The organism is Mesorhizobium sp. (assembly GCF_004962245.1).
Classification (GTDB): Bacteria; Pseudomonadota; Alphaproteobacteria; order Rhizobiales; family Rhizobiaceae; genus Mesorhizobium.
This window is the reverse complement of record NZ_SUHQ01000013.1, coordinates 174,694-193,211: the sequence shown is the minus strand read 5'-3', so window position 1 is coordinate 193,211 and position 18,518 is coordinate 174,694. Positions and strand designations below refer to the sequence as shown.

The 18,518-nt window shown below is 61.9% G+C and carries 19 protein-coding genes; 10 read left to right on the top strand and 9 right to left on the bottom strand.

The window, feature by feature from the left end; all coding sequences use genetic code 11:
* The first annotated feature begins 376 nt into the window (after positions 1–376).
* Together E5X88_RS16155 and E5X88_RS16150 are read left to right on the top strand one after the other, a co-directional pair.
* The gene (locus E5X88_RS16155) at positions 377–934 is read left to right on the top strand and encodes a dihydrofolate reductase family protein (RefSeq protein ID WP_292162926.1); all 558 of its coding nucleotides are present in this window, start codon (positions 377–379) and stop codon (positions 932–934) included.
* A 635-nt stretch (positions 935–1,569) separates the two neighbouring features.
* Positions 1,570–2,064, top strand: a complete 495-nt coding sequence (locus E5X88_RS16150) for a class I SAM-dependent methyltransferase (RefSeq protein WP_292162924.1) — start codon at positions 1,570–1,572, stop codon at positions 2,062–2,064.
* A 156-nt stretch (positions 2,065–2,220) separates the two neighbouring features.
* On the opposite strand, the gene E5X88_RS16145 is transcribed toward E5X88_RS16150, so the two are convergent.
* Entirely contained in the window at positions 2,221–3,003 is a 783-nt protein-coding gene (locus E5X88_RS16145) for an RES family NAD+ phosphorylase (protein ID WP_292162923.1), read from the bottom strand.
* Positions 2,963–3,337, bottom strand: a complete 375-nt coding sequence (locus E5X88_RS16140) for an MbcA/ParS/Xre antitoxin family protein (protein WP_292162922.1) — start codon at positions 3,335–3,337, stop codon at positions 2,963–2,965. Before E5X88_RS16140 ends, E5X88_RS16145 begins: the two co-directional genes overlap by 41 nt.
* Positions 3,338–3,565: 228 nt before the next feature.
* On the opposite strand from E5X88_RS16140, the gene E5X88_RS16135 reads away from it, so the two are divergent.
* Positions 3,566–3,985: a GFA family protein gene (locus E5X88_RS16135; RefSeq protein ID WP_292162920.1), complete on the top strand. Its 420-nt coding sequence runs from the start codon at positions 3,566–3,568 to the stop codon at positions 3,983–3,985.
* A 77-nt stretch (positions 3,986–4,062) separates the two neighbouring features.
* Positions 4,063–4,422 (top strand): diacylglycerol kinase, encoded by a 360-nt coding sequence (locus E5X88_RS16130; RefSeq protein WP_126041763.1) that lies wholly within the window; start codon positions 4,063–4,065, stop codon positions 4,420–4,422.
* A gap of 4 nt (positions 4,423–4,426) precedes the next feature.
* Here E5X88_RS16130 and E5X88_RS16125 read toward each other — a convergent pair whose 3' ends face one another.
* From E5X88_RS16125 to E5X88_RS16110, 4 genes are all read right to left on the bottom strand, one after another.
* A complete protein-coding gene (locus E5X88_RS16125; protein WP_292162950.1) occupies positions 4,427–4,864 on the bottom strand; it encodes a DUF1801 domain-containing protein in 438 nt (145 codons plus the stop codon).
* A 103-nt stretch (positions 4,865–4,967) separates the two neighbouring features.
* Complete coding sequence (locus E5X88_RS16120; protein ID WP_292162916.1) at positions 4,968–5,435, bottom strand: DUF1801 domain-containing protein; 468 nt, start codon at positions 5,433–5,435, stop codon at positions 4,968–4,970.
* A gap of 80 nt (positions 5,436–5,515) precedes the next feature.
* The gene (locus E5X88_RS16115) at positions 5,516–6,103 is read right to left on the bottom strand and encodes a DedA family protein (protein WP_292162915.1); all 588 of its coding nucleotides are present in this window, start codon (positions 6,101–6,103) and stop codon (positions 5,516–5,518) included.
* Positions 6,100–6,663, bottom strand: coding sequence for a DUF1003 domain-containing protein (locus E5X88_RS16110; RefSeq protein WP_292162914.1), 564 nt, complete (start codon positions 6,661–6,663; stop codon positions 6,100–6,102). The genes E5X88_RS16115 and E5X88_RS16110 overlap by 4 nt, the downstream gene beginning before the upstream one ends.
* A gap of 94 nt (positions 6,664–6,757) precedes the next feature.
* Here E5X88_RS16110 and E5X88_RS16105 point away from each other — a divergent pair, with 94 nt between their 5' ends.
* From E5X88_RS16105 to gltX, 5 genes are all read left to right on the top strand, one after another.
* Positions 6,758–7,471, top strand: coding sequence for a DNA-3-methyladenine glycosylase I (locus tag E5X88_RS16105; protein ID WP_292162912.1), 714 nt, complete (start codon positions 6,758–6,760; stop codon positions 7,469–7,471).
* Positions 7,472–7,577: 106 nt separating this feature from the next.
* Positions 7,578–9,290, top strand: coding sequence for an NAD+ synthase (locus tag E5X88_RS16100; RefSeq protein WP_292162910.1), 1,713 nt, complete (start codon positions 7,578–7,580; stop codon positions 9,288–9,290).
* A 56-nt stretch (positions 9,291–9,346) separates the two neighbouring features.
* Positions 9,347–9,760, top strand: a complete 414-nt coding sequence (locus E5X88_RS16095; protein WP_292162908.1) for a GNAT family N-acetyltransferase — start codon at positions 9,347–9,349, stop codon at positions 9,758–9,760.
* Positions 9,761–10,254: 494 nt separating this feature from the next.
* Positions 10,255–12,060 (top strand): ABC transporter ATP-binding protein, encoded by a 1,806-nt coding sequence (locus E5X88_RS16090; RefSeq protein ID WP_292162906.1) that lies wholly within the window; start codon positions 10,255–10,257, stop codon positions 12,058–12,060.
* Between the two features lie 407 nt (positions 12,061–12,467).
* Positions 12,468–13,841: a glutamate--tRNA ligase gene (gltX, locus tag E5X88_RS16085; RefSeq protein ID WP_292162904.1), complete on the top strand. Its 1,374-nt coding sequence runs from the start codon at positions 12,468–12,470 to the stop codon at positions 13,839–13,841.
* Here the strand turns inward: gltX and E5X88_RS16080 are convergent.
* Complete coding sequence (locus E5X88_RS16080; RefSeq protein WP_292162902.1) at positions 13,804–14,946, bottom strand: DUF2865 domain-containing protein; 1,143 nt, start codon at positions 14,944–14,946, stop codon at positions 13,804–13,806. The two genes, gltX and E5X88_RS16080, sit on opposite strands and share 38 nt — an antisense overlap.
* Before the next feature lie 68 nt (positions 14,947–15,014).
* Positions 15,015–17,357: an NADP-dependent malic enzyme gene (locus tag E5X88_RS16075; protein ID WP_292162900.1), complete on the bottom strand. Its 2,343-nt coding sequence runs from the start codon at positions 17,355–17,357 to the stop codon at positions 15,015–15,017.
* 113 nt (positions 17,358–17,470) lie between these two features.
* Here E5X88_RS16075 and E5X88_RS16070 point away from each other — a divergent pair, with 113 nt between their 5' ends.
* Positions 17,471–18,022 carry a VOC family protein gene (locus tag E5X88_RS16070; RefSeq protein WP_366664754.1) on the top strand — a complete coding sequence of 184 codons (552 nt, stop codon included), beginning with the start codon at positions 17,471–17,473 and terminating at the stop codon, positions 18,020–18,022.
* Here the strand turns inward: E5X88_RS16070 and E5X88_RS16065 are convergent.
* Positions 17,907–18,461, bottom strand: coding sequence for a ClbS/DfsB family four-helix bundle protein (locus E5X88_RS16065; RefSeq protein WP_292162899.1), 555 nt, complete (start codon positions 18,459–18,461; stop codon positions 17,907–17,909). The two genes, E5X88_RS16070 and E5X88_RS16065, sit on opposite strands and share 116 nt — an antisense overlap.
* Positions 18,462–18,518 lie beyond the last annotated feature (57 nt).

Here is an 18,518-nt window from a genome sequence, read left to right as displayed (position 1 = left end):
TGTAGGCATAGCCGGTCATAGTTGAAGGGTAGCTGGCGCCGTTGCGGATGCAAGCGCCGTTCTGCGCCGCTGCATTCTTCGGCTGATGTCACGGCATGGATCCTGGGGTCTGCGCCGCGTCGCTTCGCTCCTTGCTCCGCCCCAGGATGACGAAGGCATGGTGGCTTATGGCTAATCGCAAACCCTGGAGATTGGCGGCTGATGTCGATCGGCAGCGAGAACTAGGGGCAGGGGAGAAATCCGGCGCTTCTTTCAGCCAGCGGGCCTCGTTGTGCCGGTCCCGCGAAGTTCCGCGTTGAATTCCACGCGTGCGATAAACTGATTGCAAAGTGCAATTGGTTATGCATCTTTGTGCGAGGACAGAACGGAGGCACCGATGGCCAGGATCGTCTATGCCATGCTGATGTCCCTGGACGGCTACATCGCCGGGCCGGACGGAAGCATTGCCTTGCCGGTACCCGAAGGGGGGCTGCACCGGCATTTCAACGACATGATGAGACAGACCTCGATCGCGCTGTGCGGGCGCCGGATGTACGAGGTGATGCGCTTCTGGGACAGCCCGGACCGGGAAATCGGCACCGGGGACGTCGAAGTGGATTTTGCCCACGCCTGGCGCGAGACCCCAAAGATCGTGTTTTCGACGACGCTTCGGGAAGTCGGACCCAATGCCCGGCTGGTGCAAGGGGATGTCGAGGATGTGGCAAGGTCTCTCAAGTCGGAAGCGGATGGTCAGATCACCGTCGCCGGCGCCGATCTTGCCGCGCATCTCGCACGATCTGGCCTTATCGACGAGTACCGGCTCTACATGCACCCGGTCGTGCTGGGCGGCGGCAAGCCGTACTTCCAGTCCGGCCTGTCACTGAGGTTGAAGCCGCTGGGCATGGAAAACCTTACCCAGGGCGTGACGCTGCTGCGTTACGCACCCGCCGGTTGAGTCTTGGGCCGACGTCGTTTTGGCGAGTGGTGGCAATCCGGTTGGTATCCCGAGGTGGAATGCCGGTTCCGACCCCGAGCGGAAGTTCGCTCGCCCTCGGTCGAACTCACGCCCATGACCTGAAGCCGTTATCCGCCACGCAAAGGTGTACGCCCCAAGACCGGTGCAGATCTGCCGGCAGCGTTCGAGGCAAGATACGACCGCCCACCGTGCAGGTCCGGAATGGCGCAACCGCGGCATCACTGCCCAATCTGGCTTTCTTGATATGCGACAGCTTGATGGTTAGCAGGACGTGAAATCTCAGCAAAACGCTGCAAGCAATTCCTTTATTGTCGCCGACTCCAGTGTCAAAGTACGAACCGCGTAGCTTGCGGGAGGTCTTCATGAGGAGTCTTCAATCGACGTTGAAACGGATTCAAATCGTGGCCCTTAATCGGGCATATGCTGCGACGCTGAGAGGATTGGGCAAGGTTCGTGAATACAGGCATTGCCCCTTGTGCGGGTGGACGGGATTCCAATTTTCTGCCGGTAAACCTGGCCCGTTCTTCCGGTTTGACGCTCGATGCCCATCATGCTGGTCCGCGGAGCGTCACAGGCTGGCTTACATCCTTCTGAAGGATTCCCTTCCGGCCAAGATGGATAAAATTCTGCACTTCGCTCCCGAACCAGAGATCCAGAAATGGCTCAGGGGAAGTTGCACTGAGTACCACACTGCCGATCTCATGGATCCACGAGTTATGCATAAGGTTGACATTCAGGACATGCCGTTTGAGGACAACACATACGATCTCATCTGGTGCTCGCACGTTCTTGAACACGTCCCTGATGACCGAAGGGCTCTGAGCGAAATCCGCCGTATCCTCGTCCCAAACGGCATCGCCGTGATTCAGGTGCCTCTTTGGGGGTCTAAAACCATCGAAGGCGACCTCCCACCTTCCGAACGCGTGCGGGTCTATTATCAGGAAGACCACCTTCGCCGTTACGGAAAGGATATTCTGGAGCGGCTGTCTATGGATGGACTTTCTGTCAGCGTCCGCAATGTTCAAGAGCTGGAACTTCAGTTGGTATTGAGGTGCTCACTGAACGACATGGCGAGCAACGATGTTTTCCTTCTCAGGAAGCTCGCCTGACATCGCTCGGCTCTTCCAGCCCGCGGTCGTACGCGGCGGCACGGCAAAGCTGCTGCCGCCGCTGTCGCGCAGCGCCACACGCCGCAAGTTACTCGGGCGCCGTCTCGTAGACGACTTTGACGGGTCAGTCCGTATGTCGGACCAAGCGTCGGATTTTCATCGTTCCCAGCGCAGTCCGTTGAGCCGGGGATCGGCGGCAAAGGCCGTCCTGGAAAACGCGATCCGCTTTTCCGGGAACTCACAGATCGCCTGCACGCCGAAGCCGCCCAGCCGGATGCGCCATGTGTGGGGATCCAGCGGTTTCGGCTTGGCGAAGCCGCGACAGGTCAGCAGCGCCACATTGGCGCCTTTCGGGTCGCGCACGGAGCGATAGCGGATCGCCTCCAGCCTGGCCTCGCGCGCGACATCGGCGATATTCTGGCAAGCCGCATAGTCGGTCGGGTGCGTCCATGCCGCCGCGTCGCGGTCGAGCGGCGGCCGCGTCAGGTCGATCACCTTTGTGCTGCGTATCGCGGCGGCGAAGGCGGTATATTCGGCGGCGTCGCGCGGCCAGGGCGTATCCGGCGATTCCGCGAAGAACAGCAGGCGGTAGAAGGCCATTTCGGAAACGGCGGTCATCATGGTTTCCGCCGCATAGTAGACGCCCCTGGTCCTGCCGGCGCGGCGGAAACGCGAACCGTGCGGGTAGATCGAGCCGTAGCGGAAGGGTGTCGCCAGCAGATAATGGAGGTGTCGGCATTCCAAGGGGATTTGTGGCTTGGTTTCCTCGATCAGGTCTTCGAGGAGGGCCTGCTCATCGAGCGTATCGACGATCTTCAGCGTCGAGACGCGGTGCTGCGCCTCGACCATGCGCCAGTATTTGCCGTCGAGCCAACACTTGCCATCGAGTTTGGCGGCCTCAGACGAGAGCGCGTCGGGAGTCCAGATAGGCGATGACATCGACAAGCCCTGATATCGTTACGATTTTTTCGAGCGGGGTGCTGTCGAACGCCGTATTGGCGTTTTTCAGCCACGCCCGGGCGACGGTCTCGTCGCCGCCGACAATGGCGTCGAGCGAGCGGAACAGGCGGACGAACAATACGGCAAGCTCGAACGGCTTGGTTCCGCGTTCCAGCAGGAACTCCTGCCTGCGCATGCGCGAAACCGTGGCTTCCGACACTCCGATGATGGAGGCCAGCATCCTGGCGGTAATGCCCAGCAGGTCGGCGGCGCGCAGCGTGGCCTTGGTCAGGACTGTATTCTCGGCTGTGTTGGCGGCGAGATGAGGTTGCATTGCGAGTGTCTTTCTCTTTCTGTTGAAAATATAGTGCACAAAAATTCATATGGAAAGAGGTTGGCTCGATAGGCTACTCGTGCGGCTGCCCCCTTGTGCAAGCCGTGCCGTGCGGAACATGCCCGTCGCATGTCGCATTTGCTTGGGCACGGCCGCTGCAAAACTGGAATCCTGGCAAGGATGCCGCTGCCATGGAACGGCAGATGGCGATTTCGTTTGGAGGCCGAGATGGGTGACAATCACAGCGGATCATGCCTGTGCGGAGCCGTGCGCTTCAGGACGCGGGGTCGGCTGCGCGGTGTCGTCTATTGCCATTGTTCGCAGTGCCGGAAGCAGACCGGACATTTCGTCGCCGCAACCGCCGCCAAGGACGCCGACATCGATATCGAAGGGAAGGACGCGCTCACCTGGTACGGTGCTTCCGATGTGGCCAAGCGCGGGTTCTGCAGCACCTGCGGCTCGCTGCTGTTCTGGAAGCACGCTGAGCTGGACTCGATTTCGATCATGGCCGGCTCCTTCGACAGGCCGTCCGGCCTTTCCGGTGAAAGCCATATCTTCGTCGGCGACAAGGGCGACTATTACTCGATCGACGATGCGCTGCCACAGTTCGAGACGTCGGCTCCATCGATCAAGGTGGCGAACGAGTGATTTTTGGCGAGGCCGCCTTATTCCATTGATCCGGCCATTGCGGTATCCCCTGCCGGTGATTCGGAAAGGGGTTGCGCATGCAGCGGCTGATCGATGCTTTTTTCAATTCGGTGCGGGCGTTTCAGAAATTGGCCGCCAGCGAAAAGGCCTTCCAGCAGGAGCTGATGCTGCTCGTGCTTGCCTTGCCGCTCGGCTGGTTTGTTTCGATATCGTGGCGCGGCTATGCGCTGCTGATCGGCGCGGTGCTGCTGCTGATCATGGTCGAAGTGCTGAATACCGGCATCGAGGCTGCCTGCGATGCGTTCAGCCGGGAGTTCAACGTGGATATCCAGCTCGCCAAGGATTGCGGCTCGCTGGCGGTGCTGATTTCGGTGGTGATCGTCGCCGGCGTCTGGGGCATCGCCATCATCGAGCGCATCACGGGACTACCGATCTAGCACTTCAGGCGCTCTTTGGTTTTTTCTGCGAGCGGACGCGTCCAGCGGCAGCTCGCACCGAAATGTTCAGTGCCACGGCGGCGCGAATGAGCGTCTTCAACGCCTCTTCGTCGATCTCGTCGCTCTCATGGATATCGATGGCGCGCCTGGTGTTGCCTTCGAGGCTGGAGTTGAAGAGGCCCGAAGGGTCCTCCAACGAGGCGCCCTTGGCGAAGGTCATCTTCACGACATTCTTGTACGTCTCGCCGGTGCAGATGATTCCCGCGTGCTCCCACACCGGAACGCCTCGCCACTTCCAGGCCTCGACCACTTCGGGGTCGGCCTGCTTGATGAGGGTCCGGACCCGAGCCAGCATCTTGCCCCGCCAATCACTCAGCTCCTCAATTCTCGCATCGATCAGCTGAGAGGGAGAGGCTTCTGCCTCCGGGCTGCTTTTCTTCATGGTGATGTCGCTTTCTCTAGGGTTGTTGTCGTTCGCCGTCACTTGAATGTCGCTAGTCGGCACATGGTACCATCGCTCGTCTCCATCAGGGCCTTCGATGCGCTCACAGTTGTTCGCCGGGCAACTGGCTGGCTTGCTTCACCCAGGCAGCGAACTGAGCTTCGTCGAACTGGTCCTCGTAGATGTCGAGGTAGCGCACGTCCTTGTGCTTGGACTCGCCGGGAGGAACAGGACGCAGCGACGTGCCTCGGAAGAAGGTCACTTTGATGTAGCGGGCGAAGACATGGAACGACAGGAACCAGCCCTGGCCCTCGATGCCGTAAAATGGCGAGTTCCATTTGACTGCCTTGTGCACGCCGGGGACGGTGCGCACGATGAGCGCGTCGAGGCGGCGCCCGATGTCGCTTTTCCAGCCCGGCATGGCCGCGATGTAAGCCTGCACGGGGGCGTCGCCGTATCCCTTTGGGATCTGAGGGTTGCCGCCTGAAAGGAGAACCGGCTTCGCAGGAACCTCTTTGGTGTCGACCTTCTTTGCAGCCCTCGTTGGCTTGGTGGACGTCTTGTCGGTCATTGCGTTCACTCCGCTGATGGACTTGATTCTGAGATGTGCTGACACCCTGGAGCAAGATGAGGTCAGGTCTTGGTCGATCCTCACATTTCCTTGCCACGCTCCTTTTTGGCAATGGCGTGAGCGATGAGCCAGGCCAGGACGGCTACGCCCAAGCCGATGGCCAGAGCCACCAGCAGACGTTCGTGACGGGCCAGCGCCTGGCCGATGATGCGCTCGGCGCCCAGTCCGAAAACATAGCCGATGGTGCCGAACAATGCGGCCCAGACCGCTGATGAGAGGGTGTTGAGAATGACAAAGCGCGTCGCACTTATGCTCGAGAAGCCGGCGGCGATGCCGCCCACCAGGCGCAAGCCATAGATATATCGGTTCGACAGCACGAAGATGTTGGGGTGGGACGAGACGAGACGGTAGGCATGACTGAAGCCCGGCCTGGCCTTCAGCTTGAGAACGGATGGATGATCGGCGAAGCTTCGACCGAGGATGAAAAAGAGCGTGTCGCCGACAAAGGCACCGCTGGCCGCCGCGAGGAAGGCCTGCCACAGGACGAAGACATGCTGATGCGCGAAAAAACCGCCGAGGAGGGCGGCGCTTTCGCCCTCGGCGACACAGCCCAGAAAAACGGCGATCAACCCATACTGCTCGATGAGATTATGGATGGCGTCCGTCATGAACGCGTCCGCTGCTTCGACAGAATCTCATCGATCCGCTTCACCTGTTCGGCCATCCGCGCGATCTCGTCGCGCATGCCGATGATCTGGCTGTGGCGCAGTTCGTCCAGCTTTTCATGCAGCGCCATGATCTCGATCTCGGCCTTGAGATTGACCTCGTAGTCGTGGGCGGCGTCGATGCGGTCGCGCGCGGCCTGACGGTTTTGCGACATCATGATCACCGGCGCCTGCAGGGCGGCGATCATCGACAGGACGAGATTGAGGAAAATGAAGGGGTAAGGGTCGAATGAAGCGCGCCCCAGGAACCACCAATTGGCGCCGATCCAGAGAGTCAGAAAGGCGATAAAGGACAGGATGAATGTCCATGAGCCGCCGACCCGCGCGATGGCGTCGGCGATCCGGTCGCCCGCATTCTGTGCGCCGGCGAGGCTGTCATTGATGTTCTGCGATACCGGCTGGCGATCGACGGCGCTCTGCAGCACTCGCCTCTCAGGTTCGCTCAAGTTCTCCGGTTCTAGCCCCAGCCAACGGTTGGCCAGTTCGGGCACGGTCTTGTTCATGGATGTCTCCATACGAAAAGCATCGGCTTGGCAGTCTTGTTTCCATATAGGAAGATGCCGTTCCGTCAAAAGCGCGGCGTGAGGTGGAGATAAGATGCCCGATTTCGCGAAAATTCGCGCCCGCGCGGCCAAACGCAAAGGCGGGGAAGCGGCGCTGACGTCGCTGCTGGGGCCTCTGCCCGACAACGCCGCCGTGGCAAAGATTGCGGACGACCGCATTCTGTCGACCATGGCCGAACGGGTCTTCGCCGCCGGCTTCGTCTGGCGCGTCATCGAGCAGAAATGGCCGGGCTTCGAAGAGGCGTTTCTCGGTTTCGAGCCGAAGCGGCTGTTGTTCCAGCCGGACGATTTCTGGCACGACCTGACCGCCGACAAGCGCATCGTGCGCAACCCGCAGAAGATCAAATCCGTCCGCGACAACGCGGCCTTCGTCGAGCGCGTGTCGAAGGAGCATGGCGGCTTCGGCAAATTCCTCGCCGATTGGCCGGCCGACGACCAGGTTGGCCTGATGGCCTATCTCGGCAAGCATGGCAGCCGGCTCGGCGGTAACACCGGCCAGTATTTCTTGCGGTGGCTGGAGTGGGACGCCTTCATCGTCTCGGCCGACATGGCGGCGGCGCTGCGCGATGCCGGCCTTGACATCGCCGAGAGCCCAACCTCGAAGAGGGATCTCGACAAGATCCAGAACCAGATCAATGCCTGGGTGGGCGAAACCGGCCTGCCGCGTCGGCATATTTCCCGCATCCTGGCGATGTCGATCGGCGAGAACCATTCGCCGGAGGCACTGCGCGAATATATGGGCGAGTAGGCCGATCGACGTTCGATCGGTCTGACACGATCGACATTCGTCGATCGGTCAGTGGTCCAAACGAACGCCATTGCCCGGCGAATTTTACCGCGCTAAGTCAGCAGGCATGACCAACAAGACCGCCCCTGACATTCTGCGCATCGCCGTCGCCCAGCTCAACCCGACGGTCGGCGATATATCAGGCAATCTTGCCAAGGCGCGCGAGGCGAGGGCGGATGCCGCCCGTCAGGGCGCCGACCTCGTGCTGTTCACCGAGCTTTTCCTCGCGGGCTATCCGCCCGAGGATCTGGTGCTGAAACCGGCGTTCCTGAAGGCCTGCGAGAGGGCGGCGGAGGACTTTGCGAGGGATACCGCCGATGGCGGGCCGGGTGTCATCATCGGCACGCCGCTGAAGCGCAAGAGCGGCACGCACAACTCGATCATCTTTGCCGATGGCGGCAAGATCCTTGCCGAGCGCTACAAGCTCGATCTGCCGAATTACGGTGAGTTCGACGAGAAGCGCGTGTTCCAGGCTGGTCCTGAAATCCAGGGGCCGGTCAATTTCCGCGGCGTGCGCCTAGGGATTCCGATCTGCGAAGACATTTGGGGCGATGTCGCCGTCTGCGAGACACTGGCCGAAAGCGGCGCGGAAATCCTGCTGGTGCCGAATGGCTCGCCCTACTATCGCGGCAAGGTCGATGTCCGCCACCAGATCGTCATTCGTCAGGTCATCGAATGCGGATTGCCGATCATTTACGCCAATCAGCTTGGCGGCCAGGACGAGCTGATCTTCGACGGCGCGTCGTTTGCCATAGGTTCTGACAAGACGCTGGCCTTCCAGATGAGCCAGTTCGAGGAGACGGTCAACGTCACCACCTGGAAGAGGAACCGCGCCGTAGGCGCGCAAAATGGAAATAATCCTGAGGGCTGGATCTGCTCCGACGGACCGATGTCGAAGATCCCGGAAAAGGAGGAGGCCGATTATCGCGCCTGCATGCTGGGCCTGCGCGACTACGTCAACAAGAACGGTTTCAAGAATGTCGTGCTCGGCCTTTCCGGCGGCATCGATTCGGCGATCTGTGCGGCGCTTGCCGTCGACGCGCTCGGCGAGGAGCGGCTGCGCGCCGTGATGATGCCGTATCGCTATACTTCGAAGGATTCACTGAAGGATGCCGAGGACTGCGCCCGCGCGCTTGGCTGCCGCTACGACATCGTGCCGATCTTCGAGCCGGTCGAGGGATTCCTGCATACGCTGACGCAGCTTTTCGAGGGCACCAAGGAAGGCATCACCGAGGAGAACCTGCAGAGCCGCGCACGCGGCACCATCCTGATGGCGATCTCCAACAAGTTCGGCTCGATGGTCGTCACCACCGGCAACAAGAGCGAGATGTCGGTCGGTTACGCCACGCTCTACGGCGACATGAATGGCGGCTTCAATCCGATCAAGGACCTCTACAAGATGCAGGTCTATGCGCTGGCGCGCTGGCGCAACGGCCACGTGCCGCCGGGCGCGCTAGGCCCTTCCGGCGAGGTGATCCCGAACAACATCATCGACAAGGCGCCCTCGGCGGAATTGCGCGAGAACCAGACGGACCAGGATTCGCTGCCGCCCTATCCGGTGCTGGACGACATATTGGAGTGTCTGGTCGAGAACGAGATGGGTGTCGACGAGATCGTTGCGCGCGGCCATGACAGGGCGACGGTGACGCGCGTCGAGCACCTGCTCTACATCGCCGAATACAAGCGCCGGCAGGCGGCGCCCGGCGTGAAGATCACCAAAAAGAATTTCGGCCGCGACCGCCGTTATCCCATCACCAACCGGTTCAGGGATGGCGGATAGATCTCCGGTTCTTGCTCCTGTGAAACGGCTGCGGCCGGACGATCAGTGGGATAGCCATGCCCGATTGTGAAATCAGCTTCGACATGTCACGGATCGACTTTCGGGCGACCTCGGATATGTTGATGGCAAGCTACTGGGGCAGTGGGCGCAGCGACGAGGTCCATCACCGCGCCTTTGCCAACTCGCTTTGCGTGGGAGCCTATCTCGACGGCAACCAGGTCGGCTTCGGCCGGGCAATTACCGACCGGACGGCCTTCGCCTATCTCGCCGACCTCATCATCTGGCCGGAACATCGCGGGCAAGGCATCGGGATCCGGCTCGTCCAGGCGCTCATCGATCATCCGGATGTCAGCACGGTCACGCACTGGAGCCTGTCGACCAACGACGCCCACGGGCTGTACGAAAAGCTCGGTTTCAGGCCATCCACCGACGGCCGCTACATGCGGCTCGACCGCATCCCGACAGGCTGAGCGGGCGACGGCGGCGTACAACCCGCGATTGTTGCAAAATCGCCTCACTCTTTGGACCAGATGCACTTTCGGTGCTCCGCTGGCTTGGCGAGGCGTTGAGGCATCCTTATAAGAGCCTCTCCGCGATTCCCTACGCATCGGCCCGAAAATCGGAATCGATTTTCGGAAAGCACGATGCGCAGATTCAAAGTGTTAGAGCGTACTTTGTGCGTCCAAATGGACGCACGTCGCTCTAATGGGAGGACCGAATGCCACGATTTGACATCGTTATGCGAGGCCGCGAAGCCTAGGTCTCGGTTGGCGCGCCGGAAGGTTTTCACCTTCATGGGCAAGCCGATCCGACAACAGGCGTTCGTCGATGCCGGTCGCCGCCCGTATTCGGGCGAGCCACCACTATGCCGAATCTCCGCATTCCTGGGCGCTACTTGGCCCAACGCGGGTTTTTCAATTTTCGACCTTACCAGGACCGGGCTCGCTTGCGCCCGGATGATATCATGGCTCGTTTTCAGATAGATTTGCGCGCCGGCGCCTTTCGTAGCGTCCTTGGCTTCACGCTCAGTCATTGGCGGCGCCAGCCGTGGCGGCTTTCGCTCATCATGGCCACATTCCTGCTATCGACCCTGGCCGACGTGCTGACGCCGCTCTATTCCGGCCGGCTGGTCGACGCCGTTGCCCGCGGTGCTGCGGCCGACGATGTCGCGTGGAATGCGGCGATGGCGGCCTTTTCGATGCTGGTGGCGCTGGCGCTCGCCGGTGTCGTGCTGCGCAATCTCGCCTTCATGGCCATCGTCGAACTGACCTTGAAGATGATGGCGGATATCGCCGCCGACGCCTTCCACCGTGTCCAGCGCTTCTCCACCGACTGGCACGCCAACAGCTTCGCCGGATCGACCGTGCGCAAGATAACCCGCGGCATGTGGGCGCTTGACCTGCTCAACGACACGATCCTGATCGCGCTGCTGCCGTCCGTCGTCATGCTCGTCGGCTCGACGCTGCTGCTCGGCTGGTTCTGGCCGCTGATGGGCGCTGTCGTCGCGGCAGGTTCGGTGCTGTTCATCGCGGTGACGGCGATGCTGTCGCTCGGCTATGTCGCGCCTGCGGCGAGGCTTGCCAACGCATGGGACACACGGCTGGGAGGCTCGCTGGCCGATGCGGTGAGCTGCAACGCCGTGGTCAAGGGCTTTGGTGCGGAGGAACGCGAGGAGACACGCCTCGCCAAGGTCGTCGCCAGATGGCGCGCCCGCACGCGCCGCACGTGGGTGCGCGGCACCGTCAACGGCACCACACAGGGGTCGATGCTGCTGCTTCTGAGAGCAGCGGTGATCGGATTCTCCCTGCTTTTGTGGGCATGGGGGCAGGCGAGCGCCGGCGATGTCACCTTCGTGCTGACCTCGTTCTTCGTGCTGCAAGGCTATCTGCGCGACATCGGCACGCATATCCGCAATCTGCAGCGCTCGATCAACGACATGGAGGAACTGGTCGACTTCCAGTCCGAGCCGCTCGGCATCGAGGATGTGCCCGGCGCCAAGCCGATCCGCATCACCGACGGCCGCATCGGCTTCGACAACGTCACCTTCCATTATGGCAGTCACCGGCTGCCGCTTTACCGCGATTTTTCGGTGGACATCGCGCCGGGCGAACGCGTTGGGCTGGTCGGCCATTCAGGCTCGGGCAAGACGACCTTCGTCAAGCTGATCCAGCGCCTTTACGACGTGAGTGCGGGAATGATCCTGATCGACGGCCAGGACATTGCCGGGGTGGCGCAGGCGTCGCTGCGCGGGCAGATCGCCATCGTCCAGCAGGAGCCGATCCTGTTCCACCGGTCGCTGGCCGAAAACATCGCCTATGCCCGGCCGAGCGCCACGCAAGCCGAAATCGAGCATGCCGCGCGGTTGGCCAGCGCGCACGACTTCATCGTCAACCTGCCGAAAGGTTACGGCACGCTGGTCGGCGAGCGTGGCGTGAAACTGTCCGGCGGCGAGCGCCAGCGCGTGGCGATCGCGCGGGCTTTCCTCGCCGATGCGCGGATCCTCATTCTGGACGAGGCGACATCCAGCCTCGATTCGGAATCGGAGGTGCTGATCCAGCAGGCGATGGAGCGGCTGATGGTCGGCCGCACGACGCTGGTCATCGCGCACCGGCTTTCGACGGTGCGGGCGCTGGACAGGCTCCTGGTGTTCGATCGCGGCCGCATCGTCGAAGAGGGCTCGCACGACCAACTGATCCGACTGCAAGGCGGCATCTACCGCCGGCTGTTCGAGCGCCAGGCGCTCGAACTGACCAAGGGGCTGGCGATTTGACTGGGTTGTATCGCGCGTGGCAGGCCGCGCTCTCTCAGGTTGGAGGCAGGCGCCGTCGGTGAAGCTGCCGATCTCCCCCGCAAGGAGGGAGATTGGCTGTCACGTCGGCTTTCGCCAACCACCAACGCTGGAAGACAGAACAAGGGGCAGCGCGAACCTGAAGCGATTGTCTTGCAACTTTGGGTGGCTTCAACTTGACAAGTGACGGCAGTTATGCTAGGAATTTATTCATGGTGCTGATGTGCGCCAACGGCCCGCCCACCGAGGCGGGTTTTTGATTCAGGCTCTGCTGGGCCGTACTTCGCCCTGCGCTGCAGGCTTTTCATCGCTTCCGTCATGTTCTATGTCTGCCGCCAAGCGCGGGGGCGTGTCTTGTCAACAGTAAAACCATCCGGTACGCCCCGTTCATGACAGTTACCGTCCGTTTCGCCCCATCACCGACCGGCCGCATTCATATCGGCAATGCGCGCACCGCGCTGTTCAACTGGCTGTTCGCCATGAACAACAAGGGCCGCTTCATCCAGCGTTTCGACGACACCGACGTCGCGCGCTCGACGCAGGAGTTCTCCGACGCCATCCTCTACGATCTGCACTGGCTGGGCATTTTTCCGGACGCCACGGAATACCAGTCACGGCGCTTCGAAATCTACGATGCGGCGATGGAGAAACTGAAGGCGGCGCGCCTTCTCTACGCTTGCTACGAAACCCCGGAAGAGCTCGATCTCAGGCGCAAGGTGCGTCGCACGCGCGGCCTGCCGCCGGTCTACGGCAGGGAGGCGCTGACGCTGACGCCTGAGCAGATCGCCGAATACCAGGCCGATGGCCGCCGGCCGCACTGGCGCTTTCTGCTGCCCAATTTCACCAGTGATCCCTTGGCGCCGGAGCGCGCCGAAGTCCACTGGAACGATCTGGTACGCGGCGAGGAGACCGTCGACCTCGCCTCGCTTTCCGACCCGGTTCTGCAGCGCGAGGACGGCACCTATCTCTACACTTTGCCCTCGGTGGTCGACGACATCGAGATGGGCGTCAGCCATATCATCCGCGGCGACGACCACGTCACCAATACGGGCGTGCAGATAGCCCTGTTCCAGGCGCTCGGCGCCGAGCCGCCGGTGTTCGGACACCACAATCTCTTGACCACCGCATCGGGCGAGGGCCTGTCGAAGCGGACCGGCGCGCTGTCCATCGAGAGCCTGCGTGAGACCGGCATCGAACCGATGGCCGTCGCCTCGCTGGCGGCGCTTGTCGGCACTTCGGAAAATGTTGCGGCGGTGCCTGACATGGCCGAGCTCGCCCGGCGCTTCGACCCGGCCGCGGCGTCGAAATCCGCCGCCAAGTTCGACCCGGACGAACTCTTTGTGCTCAACCACGCACTGCTGCACCATATGCCGTTTTCCGAGGCGCGCGACCGGCTGATCGTGCTCGGCATTTCCGGCGAACAGGCCGAGCCCTTCTGGCTGGCGGTGCGCGGCAATCTCGACAGGCTGGCCGATGCAGCGATCTGGTGGCGCACGCTTCGCGACGGCCCGCAAGAGCAGCCGGACTTTTCCGACATCGATCGCGATTTCCTTCGCCAGGCGTTCGATCTTCTGCCGGAAGACCCGTGGAACGGGTCGGTGTGGAAGGACTGGACGGGCAAGATCAGGGAAGTGACCGGCCGCAAGGGCAAGGCGCTGTTCATGCCGCTCCGGCTGGCGCTTACGGGACAGGCTTCGGGGCCGGAGCTTGCAGATCTATTGCCGCTTATGGGTCGGGAAGGAACGCTGGCCCGACGACCCTGATCTTGCGCTGTTCCGGCGGCGGCAAGGTCGTCGGCGAGGGCTTGACGGCGAGGCGCTTGAAGGCTTCGCGATCGAGCCCGCCTTCGACATTGGCCAAAGTCTCGGGGTCGGCGCCTGGATCGGGCTTGGCGACAGGCACCGGAATGAACGGCGTGGTCTCCACATCGGCCTCAGCCTGTTCCGGGCTTGGCGGATTGCCGGCAATGATTTCGAAATTCTGTGCGGCGTTGCAACCGCAGGCCGGCGGGCGCGACGTTTCGGGCTGCTTGTAGAGATAGGCGGTCGGAAGTTCGCTGTAGGGCCTGCCGGTCACCGAAGACGTCATGTCAGCCGAATCGTCGCCAATGCCGCGCGTATAAAACACCTGCATCTCAGTGCCGGGGCAACTCGACTCGCAGTTCTTTTGGTCGCGCTCGAAATCGCCCAGCGAAGCGGCGTTCGACATCGGGAAGAAATAGCCGTCGCAGGTGCGCACGCACATTGTGCGGAATTCGCCGCCAAGGCGTGGCAGGTCCATACCGTCGGGCTGGTTGAGCATGGCGCGGATACCGCGTTGTTCATCGCTCGGCCCGTCCAGTGCGTCGGGCTCACTTCCGGCGTCGCCCAAAAGCCGATCGAGCAGATTTTCTTTGCCATTGTCACGGTTCGCTTCCAGGACAGGCGCACGCTTCGAAGGCTCGGCGCTGTCGCGGCAGCCATTGGCGTCGAGCGAGGCCAATATGCGTGCACGATCGCGGCGCGAGCCGCCGCCGGCGAGCTCAGCGCGCTTGACCTGCAGGTCATCGAGGTTGGCGGTCATGCGGTCGAGCGTGGTATCGAGTGCGGCGCATGCGTTGCGATTGCGCCCGAGCAGCGAAAAGCCGCAGCCGGCACGGTCGTACTGGCGGCCTGCCTTTGAAATCTGCTCGCGCTGTCGCACGATCGCGTCGTCGTATTTCCTGAGCAGGGCCGGCTTGCCGCCACCACGCGAAGCGGCCGCGAGATCGGCTTCCAGTTGGCGGCAAACATGGGAGGCGGCCTGTGGCTGGGTGACGGCAAAGCCTGACAACGCCAAGGCGCCGAGCAGCGCCGCGGCACGCGTCAGCTTCCACCCTCGGCCCGTCATTCGTCCTGAGCTCCGTTTATCCGTCCGCCGCGAAAGCTACCGCGTTTGCGGTTAACTGTTTGTTTAGCTTAACGCGAAAGGGCGCCTTGGCCCAGATTTGCCGTAGCCTGAGCCTGCTGTGCAGCTTCGGCCACGGCCAACGCCGTCATGTTCACCACGCCGCGCGAGGTCACCGAGGGCGTAAGGATGTGCGCCGGCTTGTCGGTGCCGAGCAGGATCGGGCCAACATGCAACGCGTCCATCATCGTCTGCAGCGCGGTCAGCGTGATGTTGGCGGAGTCGAGATTGGGGAACACCAGCAGATTGGCTTCGCCTTTCAGCCGCGAATGCGGATAGACGCGCTGGCGCAGGTGCTCGGATAGAGCGGAGTCGGCATGCATCTCGCCGTCGCATTGCAAGTCGGGCGCGATGCGCGCCAGGATTGCCGCTGCCTGCCGCATCTTCAGGGCGCTCGGCGCATCGCGTGAGCCGAAATCCGAGAACGAGAGTAGGGCGGCCTTCGGCTCAATGCCGAAACGTTGAATCTCCTCGGCCGCCAGAATGGTCATCTCGGCGATCTCTTCCGCCGCAGGATCGACAGAGACGTAGGTATCCGTCAGGAAAATGACACCGCGCTGCGAGATCAGCATGGAAAGCGCCGACAGATCATGATCCTTGATGCCGGCGCGCGGGCCGATGATCAGGGTGACATTGCGAAGATGGCGGGCGAAGCGTCCCTCCAGGCCGCAGATCATGGCGTCGGCGTCGCCGCGTTTCAGCGCCAATGCCGCGATCACCGTGTTGTCGGTGCGTACCATGGTGCGCGCGGCTTCCGTCGTCACGCCGCGCCGGCCGGCAAGCTCGATCAAGAGGTCGACATAATGTCGATAGCGGGGATCGTCCTCTGGATTGATCAGGCCGAAATCGACCCCTGGCTTGATGCGCAACCCGTAGCGTTTCAGCCGCACTTCGATGACATGGGGGCGGCCGATCAGGATCGGCTCGGCGATGCCTTCCTCCAGCACCACCTGTGCGGCGCGAAGCACGCGCTCGTCCTCGCCGTCGGCATAGATGACCCGCTTGGCGCTGGACGTCTTGGCGGAGGAGAACACCGGCTTCATCACCAGGCCGGAGCGGAAGACGAAGCGGTTCAGCGTGTCGATATAGGCGGCAAAGTCGGTGATCGGCCGCGTGGCGACGCCGGTGTCGCAGGCGGCCTTGGCGACGGCCGGCGCGATGCGCAGGATCAGGCGTGGATCGAAGGGCGAGGGGATCAGGAAATCGGGACCGAAGACCGGCGTCTCGCCGGAATAGGCGCGGGCGGCGACATCGGACGGCTCTTCACGGGCAAGGGCCGCGATCGCCCGCACCGCGGCCATCTTCATCTCTTCGTTGATGGCGCTGGCGCCGCAGTCCAGCGCGCCTCGGAAGATGTAAGGAAAACAGAGTACGTTATTGACTTGATTTGGAAAATCGGAGCGGCCGGTGCAGATCATCGCGTCGGGTCGCGCGGCGCGAGCCGCTTCCGGCATGATCTCGGGAATGGGGTTGGCCAGCGCCAGGATCAGCGGTTTTGGCGCCATGTGCTGAAGCCATTCCGGTTTCAGCACGCCGGCGGCCGAAAGACCGAGGAAGACGTCGGCGCCGGGCAGCACATCGGCCAGCGTGCGCGCCTCGGTGTCCTTCACATAGGGGTCCTTCCAACGGTCCATCTCATCGACGCGGCCCTTGTAGGCGACGCCGAAACGGTCGGTGACCCAGATGTTCTCGACGCGCGCGCCGAGCGAAACCAGCAAGTTGAGGCAGGCGAGGGCAGCGGCGCCCGCGCCGGAAGTGACGATCTTGATGTCGGAGATGGTCTTGCCGGCGAATTCCAGCCCGTTGAGCACGGCGGCGGCGACGATGATCGCGGTGCCGTGCTGGTCGTCATGGAAGACCGGTATGGCCATGCGGGCCTTCAGCCGCTCCTCGACCTCGAAGCATTCGGGCGCCTTGATATCCTCGAGGTTGATGCCGCCGAAGGTCGGCTCCAGCGCCGAGATCGTCTCGACCATGCGCTCGATGTCAGGCGCGTCGATCTCGATGTCGAAGACGTCGATGCCGGCGAACTTCTTGAACAGAACCGCCTTGCCTTCCATCACCGGCTTGGAGGCCAGCGGACCGATATTGCCCAAACCGAGCACCGCCGAGCCGTTGGAAACGACGCCGACCAGATTGGCCCGCGCCGTGTAGTCGGCCGCGGTTGCCGGATTGTCGCGGATTTCCAGGCAGGGCGCCGCGACGCCGGGCGAATAGGCAAGCGCCAGATCGCGCTGGTTGCCAAGCGGTTTCGTTGCCTGGATCTCGAGCTTGCCAGGCCTTGGGTACTTGTGGAAGTAAAGTGCGGCTTCGTCGAGGTCCGACCGGGCTGCTTTTTTGCTTTCGCCTTCCATGCCGGCCTCCCTGCGATGCTGCCTTGAAGCCCTTTTAGCATGCGGCGTTGGTTTTTCACGATGCCAAATGACGCAACCGCCAATTAGGCGGAAGGATCGTAAAAAACTCATCCATGTCAGATTGTTGTACCGAAATCCTCATCTGCTTTTCCGCAGCCGGAGCGAGTTTCATCGAGTATCGCGCGGTCGCGCGGTCGGGCGTGTCCGGTCGCGGGCGGTCAGGAGCGATTGGTTTTGCCAGGTTGCCAAAGCTGCCGGAAAAGCCCTTGGCCTATGAACGCGATGGCCAGATGCCGACAATCTACCTTTACACATCGGAGGACGGCCGTCCTGCAACATGGGGAAATGGAACGCATGTCGCCTTCATCGCGGACACCAAAGCTCAGGTTCACTCCTTCCATGAACAAGCCCTAAAATTGGGAGGTAAGAACGAAGGAGAGCCAGGGCCGCGGCTGCACTACGGTCCGAACTACTACGCCGCTTGCGTGCGCGATCCTGATGGAAACAAACTGCAGGCAGTCTGCTACGCTTCAGAGCGACCTCAAATCCTTAGAAAGGAGTCGGAGGCTTCCCACACGCTCTGCAGGATTTCTGCGGCGAACCTTCCGCTTTCAGCCACGTCCGCAGCCGGCCCCGGGCATTGTCATAGGGAGAGGACGTGTTGAACTGGATCATTCGTCCCATCGTCCATTTGTCGTGCCAGACGCGCTCGTAGAGATCGGCATTGTCCCGGCTCTCGATGATGGAAACGATCCGCCCCTTTGCCGCACCAAGGCGTTCGAGCAGTTGCGGGAAAGCGGTGCCCTCGTAGTCTCGGTAGAACTTCTGCGCGAGCTTGCCCAACTCGTTCCACTTGAATCCTGTTTCCGGAAAATCGATCGGCTGCCCCGCAGCGTCTTTCTTTAGCCACTTCAGGACCAGTTCATTCCAACCAACCAGATAGGCGACGAGATTGGAAACGCTCATCAGCGTGCCCTTGGCGTGTCCCTCCATGCTGCATTCATCGACCAGTGCTGCCGGAACGGCGTTCAGCTCTTTGAGCAGCTTTTCGAAATTAGAGTTTATGGCCTTGAGCAGTTCGTCTTTGTTTTGGGGAATGGCCATTGTATTTCCAACCGCACGAGATGTTACGCCGACTTTCGCGGCGTATGAAATTTGGAA

Bases quoted from the DNA above. Each gene is read 5' to 3' on its own strand.
- E5X88_RS16155 (WP_292162926.1), top strand. From the start codon at position 377: ATGGCCAGGATCGTCTATGCCATGCTGATGTCCCTGGACGGCTACATC.
- E5X88_RS16150 (WP_292162924.1), top strand. From the start codon at position 1,570: ATGGATAAAATTCTGCACTTCGCTCCCGAACCAGAGATCCAGAAATGG.
- E5X88_RS16145 (WP_292162923.1), bottom strand. From the start codon at position 3,003: ATGTCATCGCCTATCTGGACTCCCGACGCGCTCTCGTCTGAGGCCGCC.
- E5X88_RS16140 (WP_292162922.1), bottom strand. From the start codon at position 3,337: ATGCAACCTCATCTCGCCGCCAACACAGCCGAGAATACAGTCCTGACC.
- E5X88_RS16135 (WP_292162920.1), top strand. From the start codon at position 3,566: ATGGGTGACAATCACAGCGGATCATGCCTGTGCGGAGCCGTGCGCTTC.
- E5X88_RS16130 (WP_126041763.1), top strand. From the start codon at position 4,063: ATGCAGCGGCTGATCGATGCTTTTTTCAATTCGGTGCGGGCGTTTCAG.
- E5X88_RS16125 (WP_292162950.1), bottom strand. From the start codon at position 4,864: ATGAAGAAAAGCAGCCCGGAGGCAGAAGCCTCTCCCTCTCAGCTGATC.
- E5X88_RS16120 (WP_292162916.1), bottom strand. From the start codon at position 5,435: ATGACCGACAAGACGTCCACCAAGCCAACGAGGGCTGCAAAGAAGGTC.
- E5X88_RS16115 (WP_292162915.1), bottom strand. From the start codon at position 6,103: ATGACGGACGCCATCCATAATCTCATCGAGCAGTATGGGTTGATCGCC.
- E5X88_RS16110 (WP_292162914.1), bottom strand. From the start codon at position 6,663: ATGAACAAGACCGTGCCCGAACTGGCCAACCGTTGGCTGGGGCTAGAA.
- E5X88_RS16105 (WP_292162912.1), top strand. From the start codon at position 6,758: ATGCCCGATTTCGCGAAAATTCGCGCCCGCGCGGCCAAACGCAAAGGC.
- E5X88_RS16100 (WP_292162910.1), top strand. From the start codon at position 7,578: ATGACCAACAAGACCGCCCCTGACATTCTGCGCATCGCCGTCGCCCAG.
- E5X88_RS16095 (WP_292162908.1), top strand. From the start codon at position 9,347: ATGCCCGATTGTGAAATCAGCTTCGACATGTCACGGATCGACTTTCGG.
- E5X88_RS16090 (WP_292162906.1), top strand. From the start codon at position 10,255: ATGGCTCGTTTTCAGATAGATTTGCGCGCCGGCGCCTTTCGTAGCGTC.
- gltX (WP_292162904.1), top strand. From the start codon at position 12,468: ATGACAGTTACCGTCCGTTTCGCCCCATCACCGACCGGCCGCATTCAT.
- E5X88_RS16080 (WP_292162902.1), bottom strand. From the start codon at position 14,946: ATGACGGGCCGAGGGTGGAAGCTGACGCGTGCCGCGGCGCTGCTCGGC.
- E5X88_RS16075 (WP_292162900.1), bottom strand. From the start codon at position 17,357: ATGGAAGGCGAAAGCAAAAAAGCAGCCCGGTCGGACCTCGACGAAGCC.
- E5X88_RS16070 (WP_366664754.1), top strand. From the start codon at position 17,471: ATGTCAGATTGTTGTACCGAAATCCTCATCTGCTTTTCCGCAGCCGGA.
- E5X88_RS16065 (WP_292162899.1), bottom strand. From the start codon at position 18,461: ATGGCCATTCCCCAAAACAAAGACGAACTGCTCAAGGCCATAAACTCT.